General features: G+C 68.9%; 17 protein-coding genes. 7 read left to right on the forward strand and 10 right to left on the reverse strand.

What is annotated here, in order from left to right; all coding sequences use genetic code 11:
- Positions 1-112: 112 nt before the first annotated feature.
- The 3 genes from LPC10_RS08725 to truA are packed head-to-tail and all read left to right on the forward strand — an operon-like array spanning position 113 to position 2,339.
- Entirely contained in the window at positions 113-628 is a 516-nt protein-coding gene (locus LPC10_RS08725) for a peptide deformylase (RefSeq protein ID WP_231346339.1), read from the forward strand.
- Positions 629-637: 9 nt separating this feature from the next.
- Positions 638-1,567, forward strand: a complete 930-nt coding sequence (gene fmt, locus LPC10_RS08730) for a methionyl-tRNA formyltransferase (RefSeq protein ID WP_231346340.1) — start codon at positions 638-640, stop codon at positions 1,565-1,567.
- Positions 1,568-1,580: 13 nt separating this feature from the next.
- On the forward strand, positions 1,581-2,339 hold the full coding sequence (gene truA / locus LPC10_RS08735) for a tRNA pseudouridine(38-40) synthase TruA (protein WP_231346341.1): 759 nt from the start codon (positions 1,581-1,583) through the stop codon (positions 2,337-2,339).
- Here truA and dapE read toward each other — a convergent pair.
- Positions 2,324-3,487: a succinyl-diaminopimelate desuccinylase gene (gene dapE / locus LPC10_RS08740; protein ID WP_231346342.1), complete on the reverse strand. Its 1,164-nt coding sequence runs from the start codon at positions 3,485-3,487 to the stop codon at positions 2,324-2,326. The two genes, truA and dapE, sit on opposite strands and share 16 nt — an antisense overlap.
- A gap of 263 nt (positions 3,488-3,750) precedes the next feature.
- Between dapE and LPC10_RS08745 the strand changes: the two genes are divergently transcribed.
- Positions 3,751-4,569, forward strand: a complete 819-nt coding sequence (locus LPC10_RS08745) for a molybdopterin-synthase adenylyltransferase MoeB (protein ID WP_231346997.1) — start codon at positions 3,751-3,753, stop codon at positions 4,567-4,569.
- Here LPC10_RS08745 and LPC10_RS08750 read toward each other — a convergent pair.
- The 5 genes from LPC10_RS08750 to rpmI all read right to left on the reverse strand — a co-directional run bounded on the left by LPC10_RS08750 (position 4,517) and on the right by rpmI (position 9,783).
- On the reverse strand, positions 4,517-5,392 hold the full coding sequence (locus LPC10_RS08750; protein WP_231346343.1) for a DUF1186 domain-containing protein: 876 nt from the start codon (positions 5,390-5,392) through the stop codon (positions 4,517-4,519). The two genes, LPC10_RS08745 and LPC10_RS08750, sit on opposite strands and share 53 nt — an antisense overlap.
- 17 nt (positions 5,393-5,409) lie before the next feature.
- Complete coding sequence (pheT, locus tag LPC10_RS08755) at positions 5,410-7,833, reverse strand: phenylalanine--tRNA ligase subunit beta (RefSeq protein ID WP_231346344.1); 2,424 nt, start codon at positions 7,831-7,833, stop codon at positions 5,410-5,412.
- A gap of 64 nt (positions 7,834-7,897) precedes the next feature.
- Positions 7,898-8,977, reverse strand: a complete 1,080-nt coding sequence (gene pheS, locus LPC10_RS08760; RefSeq protein ID WP_231346345.1) for a phenylalanine--tRNA ligase subunit alpha — start codon at positions 8,975-8,977, stop codon at positions 7,898-7,900.
- A 185-nt stretch (positions 8,978-9,162) separates the two neighbouring features.
- A complete protein-coding gene (gene rplT / locus LPC10_RS08765) occupies positions 9,163-9,528 on the reverse strand; it encodes a 50S ribosomal protein L20 (protein ID WP_108939684.1) in 366 nt (121 codons plus the stop codon).
- 51 nt (positions 9,529-9,579) lie between these two features.
- Positions 9,580-9,783 (reverse strand): 50S ribosomal protein L35, encoded by a 204-nt coding sequence (gene rpmI / locus LPC10_RS08770; RefSeq protein WP_009863555.1) that lies wholly within the window; start codon positions 9,781-9,783, stop codon positions 9,580-9,582.
- 441 nt (positions 9,784-10,224) lie between these two features.
- Between rpmI and LPC10_RS08775 the strand changes: the two genes are divergently transcribed.
- Both LPC10_RS08775 and LPC10_RS08780 read left to right on the forward strand, forming a co-directional pair.
- A complete protein-coding gene (locus tag LPC10_RS08775; RefSeq protein WP_231346346.1) occupies positions 10,225-11,358 on the forward strand; it encodes a glycosyltransferase family 4 protein in 1,134 nt (377 codons plus the stop codon).
- Between the two features lie 159 nt (positions 11,359-11,517).
- A complete protein-coding gene (locus LPC10_RS08780; protein ID WP_231346347.1) occupies positions 11,518-13,854 on the forward strand; it encodes a glycogen debranching N-terminal domain-containing protein in 2,337 nt (778 codons plus the stop codon).
- A 143-nt stretch (positions 13,855-13,997) separates the two neighbouring features.
- On the opposite strand, the gene infC is transcribed toward LPC10_RS08780, so the two are convergent.
- Complete coding sequence (gene infC / locus LPC10_RS08785; RefSeq protein ID WP_231346348.1) at positions 13,998-14,519, reverse strand: translation initiation factor IF-3; 522 nt, start codon at positions 14,517-14,519, stop codon at positions 13,998-14,000.
- Positions 14,520-14,695: 176 nt separating this feature from the next.
- Positions 14,696-15,925, reverse strand: coding sequence for a glycosyltransferase family 4 protein (locus LPC10_RS08790; protein ID WP_231346349.1), 1,230 nt, complete (start codon positions 15,923-15,925; stop codon positions 14,696-14,698).
- A 125-nt stretch (positions 15,926-16,050) separates the two neighbouring features.
- Here LPC10_RS08790 and LPC10_RS08795 point away from each other — a divergent pair, with 125 nt between their 5' ends.
- Complete coding sequence (locus LPC10_RS08795) at positions 16,051-16,836, forward strand: carboxylesterase (RefSeq protein WP_231346350.1); 786 nt, start codon at positions 16,051-16,053, stop codon at positions 16,834-16,836.
- Positions 16,837-16,881: 45 nt separating this feature from the next.
- Here the strand turns inward: LPC10_RS08795 and LPC10_RS08800 are convergent, their stop codons facing one another.
- Together LPC10_RS08800 and LPC10_RS08805 are read right to left on the reverse strand one after the other, a co-directional pair.
- Positions 16,882-17,166, reverse strand: a complete 285-nt coding sequence (locus tag LPC10_RS08800; RefSeq protein ID WP_231346351.1) for a DUF1150 domain-containing protein — start codon at positions 17,164-17,166, stop codon at positions 16,882-16,884.
- A 165-nt stretch (positions 17,167-17,331) separates the two neighbouring features.
- Positions 17,332-17,763: an Hsp20 family protein gene (locus tag LPC10_RS08805; RefSeq protein WP_231346352.1), complete on the reverse strand. Its 432-nt coding sequence runs from the start codon at positions 17,761-17,763 to the stop codon at positions 17,332-17,334.
- Between the last annotated feature and the right edge of the window lie 196 nt (positions 17,764-17,959).

Here is a 17,959-nt window from a genome sequence, read left to right on the forward strand (position 1 = left end):
AAGACCCCTCCCGTCGGCATTTGACCGCCCCCCCGCCGCCGCCTATCTCCGGGTCAGAGAGCGCGTTTTCGCGCGCGTTCGAAACGCCCTTGCCCCTCCCGGCCCGGAAGCCATGACTGTCCGCCCCCTCGTCATCCTGCCCGACGCGCAGCTGCGCCGCATCTCCGAGCCGGTGAGCGCGATCACCGACGAGATCCGCACGCTCGCCCGCGACATGATCGAGACGATGTACGACGCCCCCGGCGTCGGCCTCGCCGCGATCCAGATCGGGGTGGCCAAGCGCGTCGTCACCATCGACACCTCGAAGGACGAGAACGCGAAGAACCCGACCGTCTACCTCAACCCGGAGATCGTCTGGTCGTCCGAGGAGAAGCGCATCTACGACGAGGGCTGCCTGTCGATCCCCGAATTCTACGGCGAGGTCGAGCGGCCGGACCGGGTCCGGGTGCGCTACATGACCCTCGACGGCGAAACCGTGGAGCAGGAGGCCGACGGCCTGCTCGCCACCTGCCTCCAGCACGAGATCGACCATCTCAACGGTGTGCTGTTCATCGATCACCTGTCGAAGCTCAAGCGCGACCGGGTGATGAAGAAGTTCACCAAGGCCGCCAAGCGCGACGCCGCCTGAACGGACCCGATGCGCATCGTCTTCATGGGAACGCCGGATTTCGCCGTCCCCACCCTGGACCGTCTCCACGCCGACGGCCACACCATCGCCGCCGTCTACACCCGCGCGCCCGCCAAGGCCGGCCGCGGCATGGCGCTGAAGCCCTCTCCCGTCCATGCCCGTGCCGATGCCCTGGGCCTGCCGGTGCTGACGCCGGCGACCCTGAAGAGCGAGGCGGCGGCGGACGACTTCGCCGGGCATGGGGCAGACGTGGCGGTCGTCGTCGCCTACGGCCTGCTGCTGCCTCAAAGAATCCTCGACCTGCCGCGCCACGGCTGCCTCAACCTGCATGGCTCGCTGCTGCCGCGCTGGCGCGGGGCCGCGCCGATCCAGCGGGCGGTGATGGCGGGCGACGCGATGAGCGGCGTCGGCGTGATGCGGATGGAGGCTGGGCTCGATACCGGCCCCGTGGCGATGGAAGAGCGCATCACGATCACCGAGGGCATGACGGCCGGCGAGTTGCACGACGCCTTGATGCCGCTCGGCGCCGACCTGATGGGGCGGGCGATCCGGACGCTGGAGCGGGGCGGCCTCACCTTCGTGCAGCAAGCCGAAGAGGGCGTCGTCTACGCCCACAAGATCACCAACGAAGAGGCGCGGATCGACTGGTCGCGGCCGGCCGAGGAGGTCGCGCGCCACATCAACGGGCTGTCGCCGTTTCCCGGCGCCTATTTCGAGGCCGATCTCGGTAAGGGGGCGGAGCGGGTGAAGGTGCTTCGGGCGTTGCCCGCGGACGGGTCCGGCGCGCCGGGCACGCTGCTCGACGCCGCCTGCACGGTGGCCTGCGGCACCGGCGCGGTGCGGCTCATCGAACTGCGCCGGGCCGGCAAGGGCGGCGTCGCGAGCGGCGAGGAGTTTTTGCGCGGGGCGCGGCTGGCGGCGGGAGCCTCCTTCGCGTGAGCGCGCCCGTCTGATGCCCCGCTACAAGCTTGTCATCGAGTATGACGGCGGACCGTTCTGCGGCTGGCAGCGTCAGGCCGACGACCCGACCGTGCAGGCGGCGATCGAGATCGCCGTGACGCGGTTCTCCGGCGAGGCCGCGCGGCTGACCTGCGCCGGCCGCACCGATGCGGGGGTCCACGCCATCCATCAGGTGGCGCATCTCGATCTCGCCAAGGACTGGCGCACCGACACCGTGCGCGACGCGCTCAACGCGCACTTACGCCCGCAGCCGGTCGCCATCCTCTCCGCCGAATTGGTGACGGAGGCCTTCGACGCGCGGCACTCGGCGATCCGGCGGCACTACCGCTACCGCATCCTCAACCGGCGCAGCCCCGCCGCGCTGACCCGCGCCCATGTCTGGCATGTGCCCTGGCCGCTCGATGCCGGGCTGATGCACGCGGCCGCCCAGCGCCTGCTCGGCCGCCACGACTTTTCGGCGTTTCGCGCCGCGGAGTGCCAGGCGAACTCGCCCGTCCGCACCCTCGAACAGCTCGACGTGACGCGCGAGCGGATGGGCCTGTTCGAGGAAATCGTGATCGCGACCTCGGCCCGCTCCTTCCTGCACCATCAGGTGCGCGCCATGGCCGGCACGCTGATGCTCGCCGGCTGCCGCCGCCTCTCCGCCGACGACGTGGCGGAGATTCTGGCCACCAAGGCCAAGCACCGCTGCGGGCCGCTGGCCCCGGCCTGCGGGCTGACCTTCGTCGGCGTCGATTACGACGAGAGATAACGCTCCAGCACCCGCCCGTAGATCGCGGTGAGCCGGTCGAGATCCGCCACCGCCACCCGCTCGTCGGTCTCGTGCATGGTCCGCCCGACCAGGCCGAACTCGATCACCGGGCAGGCATCCTTGATGAAGCGCGCATCCGAGGTGCCGCCCGTCGTGGAGAGGGCCGGGCGCCGTCCGGTCTCGGCTGCAATCGCATCCGCCACGAGATCGACGAAGGCGTCGGGCTGGGTCAGGAAGGCCGGCGAGTTCGAGGGCTGAAGGTCGAGGCTGAAGCGCACGGCGTTGCCGGCCGCCGCCTCCAGGCGCTTCCGAATTTCGGCGCCGAGCGTCTCGGCGGTCCAGTCGTCGTTGAAGCGCACGTTGAAGACGGCCTTGGCCGAGGCCGGGATCACGTTGGTGGCGGGGTTGCCGACGTCGATCGTCGTGAATTCGAGGTTCGAGGCGTCGAAATGCGCGGTGCCATCGTCGAGCGGTTCGGCGATCAGCGCGGAGGCGAGGCGCAGCAGGCCCGGAATCGGGTTCTCGGCCCGGTGCGGATAGGCGACGTGGCCCTGGCGCCCCTGCACGGTGAGGCGCCCCGTGAGCGAGCCGCGCCGGCCGATCTTGATCATCTCGCCCAGCGTATCGGGGTTTGTCGGCTCGCCGAGCAGGCAATGGTCGAAGCGCTCGCCCCTCCCCTTCGCCCATTCGAGCAGCTTGACGGTGCCGTTGACCGCCGGCCCCTCCTCGTCCCCGGTGATGAGGAAGACGATAGAGCCGCCGAATTCCGGCCCTCGCGCGTCGAGGAAGTCCAGCGTCGCGGCGAGCATGCAGGCGATGCCGCCCTTCATGTCCACAGCGCCGCGGCCGTAGAGGAAGCCCTCAGATACCTCGCCGGAGAAGGGTCCATGGGTCCAAGAGGCCGTCTCGCCCGGCGGCACCACATCGGTATGGCCGGCGAAGACGAGGACCGGACCCGTCGTCCCGATGCGGGCGTAGAGGTTCTCGATGTCCGGCGTGCCGGGCTCGGAGAAAACCGGGCGCTCGACGGAGAAGCCCGCGCGCGCGAGGGCGTCCGCCAGGAACGACAGCGCGCCCCCCTCCTCAGGGGTGACGGAGGGGCAGCGGATCAGTGCCTGGGCGAGGGCGAGAGGGGAATGGTCGGACAAGGGCGGTCCTGGTGTCTCGCTGCTCCCACCCTGTCCCTCGTCTGAGGTGCCCGCGTCAGCAGGCCTCGAAGGGGCGTCCAGTTCCCGCGCGATCCCTGGAGGATCCTTCGAGGCCTCCGCTCCGCTCCGGCACCTCAGGATGAGGAATTCGGGTGGGAAACAGTGCTCTTCGTTGGTGAGCCAAGCCGTATCACGCGCCCGTCGTCCGCGCAGCAAGCCCTGACCCGCTTCCGCTGCCCGCCCGAGGCGCTTACATGGCCGGCATGGCCCTCACCTCCGAAGAGATCGAACGCTACGCCCGCCACCTCGTCCTGCGCGAGGTGGGCGGCCCGGGGCAGGCCCGGCTGAAGGCCGGGCGCGTGCTCGTCATCGGCGCCGGCGGGCTCGGCGCGCCGCTGATCCAGTATCTCGCCGCCGCCGGCATCGGCACGATCGGCATCGTCGATGACGACATCGTCTCGCTGTCGAACCTGCAGCGGCAGGTCATCCACGGCACGCCGGATGTCGGCCGCCCGAAGGTCGAGAGCGCGGTCGACGCCGTCGCCCGCCTCAACCCGCATGTGCGCGTCGAGACCCACGCTTGCCGCCTGACGCCGGAGAACGCGCCGGCCCTGCTCGAAGGCTACGATCTCGTCGCCGACGGCTCCGACAATTTCTCGACGCGCTATGCCGTCTCGGATGCGTGCTTTGCCGGCAAAAAACCGTTGGTGACGGCGGCGCTCGGCGCCTTCGACGGCTCGCTCACCACGATCCGCGCCCACGAGACCGGACCGGGAGGCGAGCCGAACCCGACCTATCGCTGCCTGTTCCCGAGCCCGCCGCCGCCGGGCAGCGTCGCGCCCTGCGCCGAGGCCGGTGTGCTCGGCGCACTTGCCGGCGTAATGGGCTCGCTGATGGCGATGGAGGTGATCCGGGCGCTCGCCGGCTTCGGCGAGCCCCTGGTCGGGCGCCTGCTGATGGTCGATGCCCGTTCGATGCGCTTCGAGACGCTCCACTACGCCTGGGACCCGGACAACCCGTTGAACGGGGTCAGGACAGGCCGGGCAGACGCACCGGGGCCGGCTTCGCCTCAAGGGCGTTGAGGCAGCACTTCTTGTACTTCTTGCCCGAGCCGCAGGGGCAGGGATCGTTGCGCCCGACATCCTTGAACGGGTTCGTGACCGGCTGGCCGTAGGATTCCGCGGTCCAGCCGAGGGTCGTCACCGGATCGTCGAGATAGGTGTAGTGGCGCGCGTCGAAGGCGCTGAGATCCGGCGGTTCGGCGCTGGCCTGCCGTAATGCCTTGCGGAACCACGGCAGGTCGCTGAACTCGTCGGTGATGCGCCCGTCGCGGCGGGCCGCCTCCACCCGCGGGGCGAGTGCGGTGAGTCCGAGATAGGCGATCGTCTCTTCCCAGGCCGTCCAGGCCGGTCCCCCCTCGACCGCCGCGCGCGCCTCGTCGAAGCGCACCAGCAGGGTTTCCGCCTCTCTCAGCGGAATCCGACCCTGCCGCGTCAGGAAGCCCAACGCGCTGAAGGCCGACCCGCGGACGAAGTCGTCGGCGGTGCTGTCGAGGATCAGCCGAGCGAGCAAGTCGGTGTCGCCGTCGAAAGTCGAGGCGATCACCGGCGCCAGGGCCTCGGTGATGCCGTCGCCGAGAAGTCCTTCCACCGCCTCTCCGTCCTGATGCAGCAGGCGCATCAGGGGCGGGAAGACGCGGGTATCGCGGGCCGCGGCCAGGGCATGCAGGCCCCAGAACAGGAGGTTGACCTCCTCGTCCTCGATCGCTTCGGCATCCTCCGCCGCCCGCTCCAGCAGGGCGAGCACCGGCTCGGCGACCGCCTCGGGATTCTGCACGGCTCGCTTCAGCGCCTCGGCCGGAAGATGGTTCGCCTCCGTGAGAACCGCGACGAGATCCGCATCCATGGCCCTGCCTCCCTCGATCACGAACGAAGCGTCGCTCCGGTCTTCTTGCCTACCTCGGCGACGATCTTGGCGCTCACCGCCTCGATCTCCGCATCAGTCAGCGTGCGCTCGGAGGGCTGCAGCCGTACCGCGACCGCGACCGACTTCGATCCTTCGGGGACGCCGGCGCCCTCGTAGAGATCGAACACCTCGATGCCGGTGATGAGTTTGCGCTCGGCCCCCTGCGCCGCCTTCAGGATGTCGGCCGCCGCGACGTCGCGCGGGACGACGAAGGCGAAGTCGCGGGAGATCGCCTGGAGGTCGGGGAGCGCCAGCGCCGGTTTGGCCTTGGTCGGCCGGTGGCGCGGCAGCGGCAGGGCATCGAGGGTGATCTCGAAGGCCACCAGCGTGCCCTTGAGGTCCATCGCCTTCAGGAGCCGCGGGTGCAGCTCGCCGAAGTGGCCGACCACGTTCTTCGGCCCGAATTGGAGCGTGCCCGAGCGGCCGGGATGCAGCCAGTCGGGGCCGCCGGCCACGATCTGGAGACCGCCGGTTGGCACGCCGAGGGCCGCGAGCAGCGCCAGCGCGTCGGCCTTGGCCTCGAACGCATCGACGGTCTCCGCCGCGCCGCTCCAGTGGCGCCCGGCGCCGGCGTGCCGCGCCGTGCCGCGGCGCAGGCCGGTGGCGCGCAGGGACTGACCCTCCGGCTCGTCGCTGGCGAAGCACTGGCCGACTTCGAACAGGGCGGTGTCGGGGAAGCCGCGGTCGGCGTTGCGCTGGGCGGCCCGCAACAGGCCGGGCACGAGGCTCGGGCGCATGTCGGAGAGGTCGGCGGCGATCGGGTTGGCGAGCGCCAGATCGGCCTTGCCGCCGCCGAACAGGCGCGCGTCCTCGTGCGGGATGAAGGAATAGGTCACCGCCTCCAGCATGCCGCGGCTCGCCAGCGCCCGCTTGGCGAGGCGCCCGCGCCGCTGCAGCACGGTGAGCATCGGCTCGACCGCCACCGTCTCGATCCGCGGCAGCGGCTTCGGCTCGATCCGGTCGAGGCCGGCAATGCGCACGATCTCCTCGACGAGGTCGGCCTTGCCCTCCACGTCCGGCCGCCAGGACGGCGGCAGCACCTTCACCCGGTCTCCCGAGCCGGAGATGTGGAAGCCGAGGGATTCCAGCGTCACCTTCATCTCGGCCCGCGACAGCTCGATGCCGGCGAGCCGCCGCACCTCGGTCCAGGGGAAGTCGATGACGCGGTCGAGATCCGGGATCTCGCCGGCGATGGTGGCCTCGCTCGGGCTGCCGCCGCAGAGATCGATCACGAGGCGGGTGGCGAGGTCGAGGCCCAGCAGGGCGAAGGCCGGATCGACGCCGCGCTCGAAGCGGTAGCGCGCGTCCGTGATGATACCGAGACGTCGCCCGGTGCGGGCGATGTTGCGCGGATCCCAAAGGGCCGACTCGATCAGCACGTCGGTGGTGGTCTCATCGCAGCCCGAGGCCTGACCCCCCATGATGCCGCCGATCGACTCGACGCCGTTCCCGTCGGCGATCACCACGGTGTCGGAGTCGAGCCGGTAGGTCTTGCCGTCGAGCGCCACGAGGCTCTCGCCGTCTTCCGCGAGGCGCACGGTGAGGCCGGCCGCGACCTTCCCCGCATCGAAGACGTGCAGCGGCCGGCCGCGGTCGAAGGTCATGTAGTTGGTGATGTCGACGAGCGCGTTGATCGGGCGCAGGCCGATTGCCCGCAGGCGCTTCTGCATCCACTCGGGCGAGGGACCGTTCTTCACGCCGCGCACGAGGCGGAGGGCGAAGAGCGGGCAGAGCCCCCGGTCGTGCGCGTCGAAGCGCAGCGTGACCGGGGTCGGGCAGGCGCCCTCGCCGCGGACCGGCGGCATCGGCTCGCGCTTGAGGGTGCCGATGCCGGTGGCGGCGAGATCGCGGGCGATACCGTGGATCGAGGCGCAGTCCGAGCGGTTCGGCGTCAGGTTGATCTCGATCACCGGATCGTCGAGCCCGGCCCAGAGAGCGTAAGGCGTGCCGACCGGCGCATCCTGAGGCAGGTCGAGGATGCCGTCGTGATCCTCGCTCAAGCCCAGCTCCGCGCCGGAGCAGAGCATGCCGCGGCTCTCGACGCCGCGGATCGTGCCGACGGACAGGGTGATGTTCTTGCCCGGCACGTAGGTGCCCGGAGGCGCGAAGACCGAGAGCATGCCGCTGCGCGCGTTCGGCGCGCCGCACACGACCTGGAGCGGCTGCCCGTCGCCGGCATCGACTTGGCAGACCCGCAGGCGGTCGGCGTTGGGGTGCTGCTCGGCCGAGATGACGCGCGCGATCACGTAGGGGCGAAGCGCGGCGGCCTTGTCCTCGATGCCTTCGACTTCGAGGCCGATCCGCGTCAGCGTCTCCGCGATCGCGTCGAGGGAGGCCTCGGTGTCGAGGTGGTCCTTGAGCCAGGAGAGGGTGAATTTCATCTCAGAACATCCTCGCGGCCGCCGGAGCGGGCCGGGCCGGGATCGAAAGTCGGGGCGGCAGGGCTCAAGCGGTCAAGCCGCCGACCAGGCTCGGCACGTCGATCGGCCGGAAGCCGTAATGCTCCAGCCAGCGCACATCCGCCTCGAAGAAGGGGCGCAGATCCGGCATGCCGTATTTGAGCATGGCGAGGCGGTCGATGCCCATGCCGAAGGCGAAGCCCTGGACCTGATCCGGGTCGAGCCCGCCGCTGCGCAGGACGTTGGGGTGGACCATGCCGCAGCCGAGGATTTCCAGCCAGTCGGTGCCCTCGCCGAAGCGCAACTCGCCGCCTTTGCGCGAGCACTGGATATCGACCTCGGCCGACGGCTCGGTGAAGGGGAAGAACGAGGGGCGGAAGCGCATCGTCACCGCCTCGACCTCGAAGAAGGCGCGGCAGAACGATTCGAGCACCCATTTCAGGTTGGCGATGTTGGCCGAGCGGTCGATGACGAGTCCCTCGACCTGATGGAACATCGGGGTGTGGGTCTGGTCGGAATCGTGCCGGTAGGTGCGGCCGGGCATGATCACCCGGATCGGCGGCTGCTTGGCCCGCATGGTGCGCACCTGCACCGGCGAGGTGTGGGTGCGCAGGAGCTTGCGCCGGCCGAGATGATCCGGCGCCAGGAAGAACGTGTCGTGCATTTCCCGCGCCGGGTGTCCCTCGGGGAAGTTCAGCGCAGTGAAGTTCAACTCGTCCGTCTCGATGTCCGGCCCTTCCGCCACCGAGAAACCGAGATCGGCGAAGATCGCGGTGATCTCCTCGATCACTTGGCTGATCGGGTGGATGCGGCCGCGGATTTCGGGCGCCTCCCGAAGCGGCAGCGTCACGTCGATGCGCTCGGCGGCGAGCCGCGCGTCGAGGGCGGCGTTCGCCAGCGCCTCGCGCTTCTGAGCAATCGCGCCCTGCACCCGGTCACGCAGGCCGTTGATGAGGGGGCCGCGCTCACGCCTCTCGTCGGGCGTCATCGTGCCGAGCGTCTTCAGCAGCTCGGAGACGCTGCCCTTCTTGCCGAGCGCAGCCACGCGCAGGGCCTCCAGGCCGGCCTCGTCCCCTGCCTGCTCGATCTGCCCGAGAAGATCGCGTTCGAGAGCGTCGAGATCCATCACCGCTGTCCTTGGCCAGTCGTCCGGGGCTGCCTTCGCGCGTCGTCCGCATTCCTGCAAGCGCGCGACCGAGGCGGGCCGGGGCCGCCGGGCAAACACGCCCCGGCCCAAATGAAGAAGGCGCGGCGCTTGCCGCGCCGCGCCTTGTCAAAGCTTCGATCGTTCCGCCGCTCGGCGGAGCGCGATCAGGCGGCCTTCGGCAGGGCCGACTTCGCCTTCTCGACCACGGCCGCAAAAGCGGCCGGCTCGTGGATGGCGAGCTCGGAGAGAGCCTTGCGGTCCACCTGGATGCCGGACTTGGCCAGGGCATCGATGAAGCGGGAATAGGTCAGGCCGTGCTCGCGCACCGCCGCGTTGAGCCGCTGGATCCAGAGAGCGCGGAAGGTGCGCTTCTTGTTCTTGCGGTCGCGGTAGGCGTATTGCAGACCCTTCTCCACCGCCTGCTTGGCGATGCGGATCGTATTCTTGCGCCGGCCGTAATAGCCCTTGGCGGCCTTCAGAACCTTCTTGTGCTTCGCGTGACTGGTCACGCCACGCTTGACGCGGGCCATGGGAAATCTCCTGGAACGTTAAGACAAAACAGATCGCGGGGGTGGAAGAACTTACCGCTGGTTCGGCAGGAAGTACTTCTTCACGTTGGCGGCATCGCCCTCGAACAGGGTCGTGGTGCCGCGCAGGTTGCGGATCTGCTTGTTGGTCCGCTTGATCATCCCGTGGCGCTTGCCGGCCTGGGCGTAGACCACCTTACCGGTGCCGGTAACCTTGAAGCGCTTCTTGGCGCCCGACTTCGTCTTCAGCTTGGGCATTTGGCTCTCCTGAAACGCGACAGCGATCCGACCGGCGGCCGGCACTTCGCGCTTGAATGCTGCTGGAGCAACGGGAACCGCCACGGCAGCCCTGATCGGCCGGGCGGTTCAACGCGGGCGGCTTATGGCAGAAACTTTTTGCGGATTCAATCGACCTGCTCCGGACCGCCGCTTCTCCGGGGGATCCCCGGGAGCGCTCCGATCAGGCGAGGCATGCCCGTTGCATCATGTTCGCTGTCAAGACCTGAGAGCGTGGAGGCCGGCGGTGGCGGCGACAGATGTGGAGAACCGGTATTGCGTGGGGTTGCAAAGATTGCCGCTCGCCCCAGTCGCCGGGCGGAACCATAAACCTTGGCTGTCTGTTTCGTTCATGTCCTGCTCAGGCCGCGTCCCCCATTAGTTTGCCCAACATCCCTATTTCCTGTCACAGGAGACGTCTTCGTGCGCATTGCCCAGGTTGCCCCGCTCGCGGAAGCCGTGCCGCCGAAGTTCTATGGCGGCACCGAGCGTGTCGTTTCGTGGATCACGGAAGAACTCGTCCGCCAGGGTCACGACGTGACCCTGTTCGCGAGCGGTGATTCCCAGACTTCGGCGAAGCTCGCCGCTTGCCATCCGGAGGGCCTGCGCCTTCTCGGCTACCGCGATCACACCGCGGGCCACCTCGCCATGCTGCACCACGTCCATCGCCGGGCGCACGAGTTCGATGTGATCCACTTCCACATCGATCTGCTGCAGTATCCGATGTTCGAGGATCTGTATCACAAGTGCCTGACGACCATGCACGGTCGCCTGGACGTGCCGGACTTCATGCCGGTCTACAACACGTTCACCGGCATGCCGCTGGTCTCGATCTCGGACAACCAGCGCGAGCCGATGCCGGAGAGCTCCAACTGGCTGGCCACGATCCATCACGGCCTGCCGAAGGAGAACTGCCCCTACTATCCGGAGGCCAAGGGCGGCTACCTCGCCTTTCTCGGCCGCATCTCGCCCGAGAAGCGGCCCGACCGCGCGATCGAGATGGCAATCCGCTCGGGCATCCCGCTGAAGATCGCCGCCAAGGTCGACAAGGCCGACCAGGAATACTGGGACGAGACGATCGAGCCGATGATCCACCATCCGCTGGTGGAGTATATCGGTGAGATCAACGAGGAGCAGAAGAAGGACTTCCTTGGCAACGCCCTGGCCCTCGCCTTCCCGATCGACTGGCCGGAGCCCTTCGGCCTCGTGATGATCGAGGCGATGTCGGCGGGTACGCCGGTGATCGCCTTCGGCAACGGCTCGGTGCCGGAAGTGATCAAGGACGGCGTCAGCGGCTACATCGTCAATTCGATGGACGAGGCGGTCGAGGCCTGCCGCAAGGTGCGTGATCTGCCGCGCGCCGGCGTCCGTGCCCATTTCGACAGCCGCTTCACGGCCGAAGTGATGGTGCGCAAATACGTCTCGGCCTACGAGCAGCTCCTGGCCGGCCAGGGAAACGTGATCAAGATGCCCGCCGCCGGCGCCTTCTCGCCTCAGTACGGTGAGCTGAACGGCACCGCCCACGGCCCGATCCACGTCGCCGCGATGCCGGCCTGAGCGGCACGACAAACTCTCGTCCGGCCCCTCGTCGGGGCCGGGAGAGCGCCTAACTGAACGGGTCCGACGGGGCCGCCGGTCGCTGCGAGGCACCCGGCGGCCTTCGTTTTGCGAGGGCGACCTCGCATCCATCGGATCAACGGCAAAAAGGCGCTTCGCATGGCGGCACAGGACGACGCAGCCCATCTCCACGCCGAAGGCTCCGAGGAGCGGACGGCCTCGAAATTCGGCCTGCTCGACGCCGACGAGAACCTGCCACAGTACCATATCGAGGCGCAGGCCTCCCTGGTGGACCGCCCGCTTCGCGCCCTCAAATACGGCGAGGCCTTCGCCGTTCTCGACAGCTACGGCGATATCGGCTGGACGCCGGGGCCGGAGGGCCTCTACTTCCAGGACACGCGCTACCTCTCGCGCCTCGCGCTGACGATCGAGGACGAGCGGCCGATGATGCTGTCCTCGGCGATCCAGGACGACAACGGGGCGCTCAGCGTCGACCTCACCACCCCCGACATCCGGCTGGACGCGGGCGACGAGACCTCGATCCCCCGCGAGCTGATCGCCATCGAGCGCACCAAGTTCCTGTTCAAGGGCGCCTGCTACGACCGTATCGGCCTGCGCAACTACGACACCCGCCGCCGGCACCTGCGCATCGGCGTCACGTTCGACGCCGATTATCGCGACCTGTTCGAGGTGCGCGGCTCCGACCGGATGAACCGCGGCAAGCGCACGGTCGAGCGCCGCAGCGAAACCGAGGTGCAGTTCCGCTACGCCGGTCTCGACGAGATCGTGCGCACCACCTCGGTGCATTTCGGGCCGAAGCCACGGACGCTGGAGCCGGGCAAGGCCGAGTTCGTGGTCGAGCTGGAGCCCGGCGCCAACACCTCGCTGTTCATCCGCGTGGTCTGCCAGTCGCACCGCGCCTATACCAGCGCGCCGGGTCCCGAGAAGGCGGGCGAATCCGCGGCGCTCGCCCTGTCGCGCGCCGCTGGCAGCCTCGCCGAGCAGCCGGATCGGCATTTGAGCGAAGGACGCATCTTCGCCCGCGCCTACCGCGACAACCGCCGCGACCAGCGCCAGATCACCGCCGGCATCACCACGATCATCTCCTCGAACGACCAGTTCAACGAGGGGCTCTGCCGCGCGACCGCCGACCTCTACATGCTGGCGACCCGCACGCAGGAGGGCATCTACCCGTTTGCCGGCATCCCCTGGTACTCCACCGTGTTCGGGCGCGACGGCATCATCACGGCGATGATGGCGCTCTGGATCGACCCGAATTTCGGCAAGGGCGTGCTGCGCTTCCTCGCCGCGACGCAGGCCAAGGATGTCGATCCGGCGGCGGATGCGCAGCCCGGCAAGGTGCTGCACGAGACCCGCCGCGGCGAGATGGCGATGCTCGGCGAGGTGCCCTTCCGCCACTATTACGGCACCATCGACGGTACGCCGCTCTTCGTGATGCTGGCGGCGCAGTATCACGAGGTGACGGGCGACCTCGACACGATCCGGGCGATCTGGCCGCAGCTCAAGCTGGCGCTGGACTGGATCGACCGGTACGGCGACCGCGACGGCGACGGCTTCGTCGAATATGCCCGCGAGACCGAGCAGGGCTTGGCGAACCAGGGCTGGAAGGACAGCCACGACTCGATCTTCCACGCCGACGGCGCCATGGCCAAGGGGCCGATCGCCCTGTGCGAGGTTCAGGGCTACGTCTACGCCGCCAAGCGCGGTGCGGCGCGCCTCGCGAGTCTTTTGGGCGAGGACGACCTGTCCGTCCGCCTGACCGGACAAGCCAACACGCTGCGCGAAAACTTCGATAAGGCGTTCTGGTGCGAGGAGATCGGCACCTACGCGCTCGCCCTCGACGGGGCCAAGCGGCAATGCGCCGTGCGCTCCTCGAACACCGGCCACGCCCTGTTCACGGACATCGCCCTGCCGAAGCGGGCCCCGCAGGTCGCGGCGCAACTCCTGTCCAACGACGGCTTCAATGGCTGGGGCATCCGCACCATCGCCAAGGGCGAGGCGCGCTACAACCCGATGTCCTACCATAACGGCTCGATCTGGCCGCACGACAACGCGATCTGCGTCCTCGGGCTCGCCCGCTACGGCCTCAAGGAGGAGGCGGCGCGGGTGTTCGAGGGCATGTTCGACACCAGCCTGTACTACGACCAGAAGCGGCTGCCGGAGTTGTTCTGCGGCTTCATGCGGCGGCGCCAGCGCGGACCCGTGAGCTATCCCGTGGCCTGCTCGCCGCAGGCCTGGGCCGCGGCGGCCCCCTTCGCCTTCCTGGCGGCCTGCCTCGGGCTCGAAATCGACCACGCCCGCAACCGCATCCGCTTCCGCAACCCGATCCTGCCGCGCTTCCTCGAAGGGGTGGAGCTGTTCAACCTCAAGCTCGGCGACTCGCGCGCCGATATCCGCCTGCACAGGCACGGCGGCGACGTGACGGTGTCGGTGACCCGGCGCACCGGCGACGTGCAGATCTCGATGCTGAAATAGGTTGTCTCACGTTGCCGACGGTCTCGTTTTTTCGAGGCCGTCGGCGGCCCTTCGGTGAACACGAAAAATGCGCCGCCCCCGTGAGGGAGCAGCGCATTTGCAGACGAGCCTTTTCCGCGGGACAGCGGAGAGGTCGGGACGTGTCAGCGCGGCGCCAGGATCATGATCATCTGGCGGCCTTCGAGCATCGGCTCGCTCTCGACCTTGGCGATCTCCTGGGTCTCCTGCTTCACGCGCTCGAGGAGGCGGAGGCCGATATCCTGGTGGGCGATCTCGCGGCCGCGGAAGCGGAGGGTGACCTTGACCTTGTCGCCTTCCTCGAAGAACCGTTGCACGGCCTTCATCTTCACGTCGTAATCGTGCTTGTCGATGCCGGGGCGGAGCTTGATCTCCTTCACCTCGACCGTCTTCTGCCGCTTGCGGGCCTCGTTCTGCTTCTTCTGTTCGTTGAAGCGGAAGCGCCCGTAATCGAGGAACTTGCAGACGGGAGGGACGGAGTTCGGCGCGATCTCGACGAGATCGAGCCCGACCTCTTCAGCCATGGCCAGCGCGTCGAAGAAGGGCACGACACCCCGGTTCTGCCCGTCCTGGTCGATGAGCTGGACGTCGCGGACGCCGCGGATGTCCCGGTTTGCGCGCGGCCCGTCCTTCTGCGGGGCCGGCATGGCTCTCATTGGTCTGCGAATGGCTCAGTTCTCCTGTATCAACGACAAAACGGCAGCCTGAGAGCCACCGCGTCTGGCGAGCCCCGGCCACCGATTGATCCGGCTCGGCCGGACGGCACTAACTTGGCAAATCTTCTTGCCGAGTCAACTCGCGGGACTGATTTCGGTTCACCCTGTCACGTTTTCGCTCGGTTCAGAAGCTCGGCGTAGACGCCCAAGGTGCCTTCGATCATCCGGTCGAGGGAGAAATTCGCCTCGACATGGGCTTGCGCCCGCCGGGCGAGGCCATCGCGGGCGCTGGCACCCAGCGACAGCGCCTCCTTCAGCGCGTCGGCGAGCGCGGCCGCGTTGCCCGGCGGCACCCGCCAGCCGGTGCGCTGACCGGGCTCGACATCGGGGGGCGCCAGCACCGTCTCCGGCACCGCGCCGAGATCGGAGACGACCACGGGAATGCCGAGCGCCTGCGCTTCCACCGCCGAGCGGCCGAAGGCTTCGGGCTCCACCGAGGGCACCGCGACGACGGAGGCCGCACGGAAGGCCGCCGGCATGTCGGTGCAGTGGCCGACGCGGCGCACGATGCCGCCCAGGTTGCGCGCCTCGATCAGCGCGTCGAGCTCCCGCTCATAGGCCGTACGCCCCTGCGGATCGCCCGCAAGCACCACGGCGAAGTCGGTGAGGCCGAGGTCGCGAAGACGGGCGGCGGCCTCGATCAGCACGCGCTGGCCCTTCCAGGCGGTGAGCCGCGCAGCGAGCAGCACGACCCGCTCGTGCGGCGCCACGTTCCAGGCCCGGCGCAGGCTCTCAACCCGCGCAGCCGAGACCGCCGAGGGCGTGAACGCCGCCAGATCCGTGCCGCGGTGGATCACGCTGATCCGCCCGCCGGCCTGATCGGGGTGGGTCCGGCGGATCAAGTCGGCGGTGTAGTGCGAGTTGGCGATCACGACGTCGCCCCGCGCCATCACCGAATTGTAGAGGACCTTGACGCTGGTCCGCCCCGAATAGCTGCCGTGATAGGTCGTCACGAAGGGCAGCTTCAGCCGCCGCGCCGCGCCGAGCGCGACCCAGGCAGGCGCCCGGGAGCGGGCGTGCAGGATCTGCACGTTCTCCCGGCGGCAGAGCCGAGCGAGGCGCTCGACGTTGAGCGCCATAGCCAGCGGGTTCTTGGTGTTGGCCGGGAACGGCACCCAGATCCCGCCCTTGGCCTGCAACTCTCCGACGAGCCGGCCGCCTTCCGTTGCCACGAGCGGCCGGGCCCCGGCCTCGGCGAGTGCGGCGGCCACGTCGACGGTAGTGCGCTCAGCACCACCCGCCTCCAGGGCCGGGATGATCTGCAGCACCGTGACACCCGCCAGGGGCGAGGTCTCGGACATCTGCACCGGGCCACCCGACAGGCTGCCTCCGTTCATCGCGTCACCCGAGACGGGACGGTCGCTTGGGACTGTATCATGGGGTAAGGATCGTCCCGCGGCTTTACGGTTCGGTAAACGAAGCGTCGCCGAGTTGTTTCAGAATCACAGGATTTTGCGCGCCCGTGAGCGATCCGGAGACTTCACCGGGCGACTTGCCCATCGTGACGCTCGACGTCGCAAGCTCCTCCCCGCGCCGTCTGGCGGTGCGGGTGCGCGAGGGTGAAGGGCCGCCGGTGGTCTGGCTCGGCGGCTTCCGCTCCGACATGCGGGCGACGAAGGCTGCCGCCCTCGATGCCTGGGCTGCCGAGAACGGCCGGCGCATGGTGCGGTTCGACTATTCCGGGCACGGCGAGTCGGAGGGGCGCTTCGAGGACGGTACCATCTCCGACTGGCTCGCCGACGCCTGCGCCGTCATCGACCGCTACGCGAACGAACGGCCGATCCTCGTCGGCTCGTCGATGGGAGGCTGGATCGCCTGCCTCGCCGCCCGCAAGCGGGGGCGGCGCGGGGCCGAGATTGGCGGAATGGTGTTGATCGCGCCCGCCCTCGACTTCACCGAGGCGCTGATGTGGGACGCCTTCCCAGCGCAAGTCCGGCAGACGCTGGAACGCGACGGCGTCTGGTATCGCTCGACACCCTACGCCCCGGAGCCGGACCCGATCCGCATGGCGCTGATCGAGGACGGGCGGCGCCATCTGCTGCTCGATGCGCCGCTCGAGCCGGGCTGTCCGGTCCACATCCTTCAGGGCATGGCCGATCCGGACGTGCCTCATCCGCACGCGCTGCGTATTCTGGAGCGCTTGCCGGCGCATGGATCGCGGCTGACGCTGATCAAGGATGGCGACCACCGCCTGTCGCGGCCCGAGGATATCGACCTCCTCGTGCGCACGGTCGCGGCGATGGCCTGAAGGCGCGTCCCCGCCCTGCGGCGGGGATGCGGCCTCGGTGCAGGTTCAGTGCAGGCTCACCGGGTAGAGCTGGTGGGCCATGGCGTTCGCCACGGCGACCTCGCGGGAATCGGTGAGCAGAATCGGCGCGCCGCTCGCCGAGAGCAGGGCGAACAGGTCAAGGCCCGGGCCCATCTCGGGCGCCTGCGGGAACAGGCTGCGCACCTCGTCCGAGCGGATCGGCCGGACATAGGCGATGTGCCCCTCGCCGAGTGCTGCGAACTCCGCCGGATCGATGGGGGGGGTGGCGGTCGTGTCGATGGTCAGGTCAGTCGTCGTGACGTCGGTCATGAAGGCCCTCCTTCGAGGCAGAGCGTTGAACCGGATATGGTCCCGCACATCGGCAGCGACAAATCCGGGTTGGTATCGAGGTCGGGGTGACGGCCGGGTTCGGCCTGCGCTGCATCGACGCGGTTGGCGCGCCGCGCGGTTCACGCCCCGCTTCACGGATCCGTGTCACGGATCCTTGGCGGCGATCGCGATCTTGCGCACGATGCGCTCCGGCTCCGGGCGGGCGAGATCGATCGCGAGCAGACCGTTCGACAACTCCGCCCCCAGCACCTCCATGCCGTCGGCGAGGAGGAAGGCCCGTTGGAACTGCCGCGCGGCGATGCCGCGGTGCAGGAACTGGCGCGCCTTGTCATCGACCTGCCGGCCGCGCACGACCAGTTGATTCTCCTCCAGAGAGACGTCGAGCTGGTCCTGCGTAAATCCGGCTACCGCGAGCGTAATGCGCAAGCGTTCCGGCTCGCGCTCGCTGCGGGTGATCCGTTCGATGTTGTAGGGCGGGTACCCGTCGCTCGCGGCCTTGGAGACACGATCGAGTGCCTGCTCGATCTCGTCGAAGCCGAGCAGGAACGGATACCCGAACGGAGACGGCCGCGTCATCGTCACTCAAACCTCCGGCAAGGCCCTGGGGATCGACAGGCGTCGTTCCCTTGGCGGCACCTCGCGGTTTCGAGCCCGCCTCGCGGCAGCGCTCTTGAAGCGGGATATGGAAAGCGCCGTAGCCCCGATCAAGGGCGCGGCCGGAGGCCCCGATGGGCGTCGGCGAGCGGCCCCGGGCGGGATAAACACGCAATCG

It is taken from the genome of Methylorubrum sp. B1-46 (assembly GCF_021117295.1).
GTDB lineage: Bacteria > Pseudomonadota > Alphaproteobacteria > Rhizobiales > Beijerinckiaceae > Methylobacterium.

Bases quoted from the DNA above. Each gene is read 5' to 3' on its own strand.
- LPC10_RS08725 (WP_231346339.1), top strand. From the start codon at position 113: ATGACTGTCCGCCCCCTCGTCATCCTGCCCGACGCGCAGCTGCGCCGC.
- fmt (WP_231346340.1), top strand. From the start codon at position 638: ATGCGCATCGTCTTCATGGGAACGCCGGATTTCGCCGTCCCCACCCTG.
- truA (WP_231346341.1), top strand. From the start codon at position 1,581: ATGCCCCGCTACAAGCTTGTCATCGAGTATGACGGCGGACCGTTCTGC.
- LPC10_RS08745 (WP_231346997.1), top strand. From the start codon at position 3,751: ATGGCCCTCACCTCCGAAGAGATCGAACGCTACGCCCGCCACCTCGTC.
- LPC10_RS08750 (WP_231346343.1), bottom strand. From the start codon at position 5,392: ATGGATGCGGATCTCGTCGCGGTTCTCACGGAGGCGAACCATCTTCCG.
- pheT (WP_231346344.1), bottom strand. From the start codon at position 7,833: ATGAAATTCACCCTCTCCTGGCTCAAGGACCACCTCGACACCGAGGCC.
- pheS (WP_231346345.1), bottom strand. From the start codon at position 8,977: ATGGATCTCGACGCTCTCGAACGCGATCTTCTCGGGCAGATCGAGCAG.
- rplT (WP_108939684.1), bottom strand. From the start codon at position 9,528: ATGGCCCGCGTCAAGCGTGGCGTGACCAGTCACGCGAAGCACAAGAAG.
- rpmI (WP_009863555.1), bottom strand. From the start codon at position 9,783: ATGCCCAAGCTGAAGACGAAGTCGGGCGCCAAGAAGCGCTTCAAGGTT.
- LPC10_RS08780 (WP_231346347.1), top strand. From the start codon at position 11,518: ATGGCGGCACAGGACGACGCAGCCCATCTCCACGCCGAAGGCTCCGAG.
- infC (WP_231346348.1), bottom strand. From the start codon at position 14,519: ATGCCGGCCCCGCAGAAGGACGGGCCGCGCGCAAACCGGGACATCCGC.
- LPC10_RS08790 (WP_231346349.1), bottom strand. From the start codon at position 15,925: ATGAACGGAGGCAGCCTGTCGGGTGGCCCGGTGCAGATGTCCGAGACC.
- LPC10_RS08800 (WP_231346351.1), bottom strand. From the start codon at position 17,166: ATGACCGACGTCACGACGACTGACCTGACCATCGACACGACCGCCACC.
- LPC10_RS08805 (WP_231346352.1), bottom strand. From the start codon at position 17,763: ATGACGCGGCCGTCTCCGTTCGGGTATCCGTTCCTGCTCGGCTTCGAC.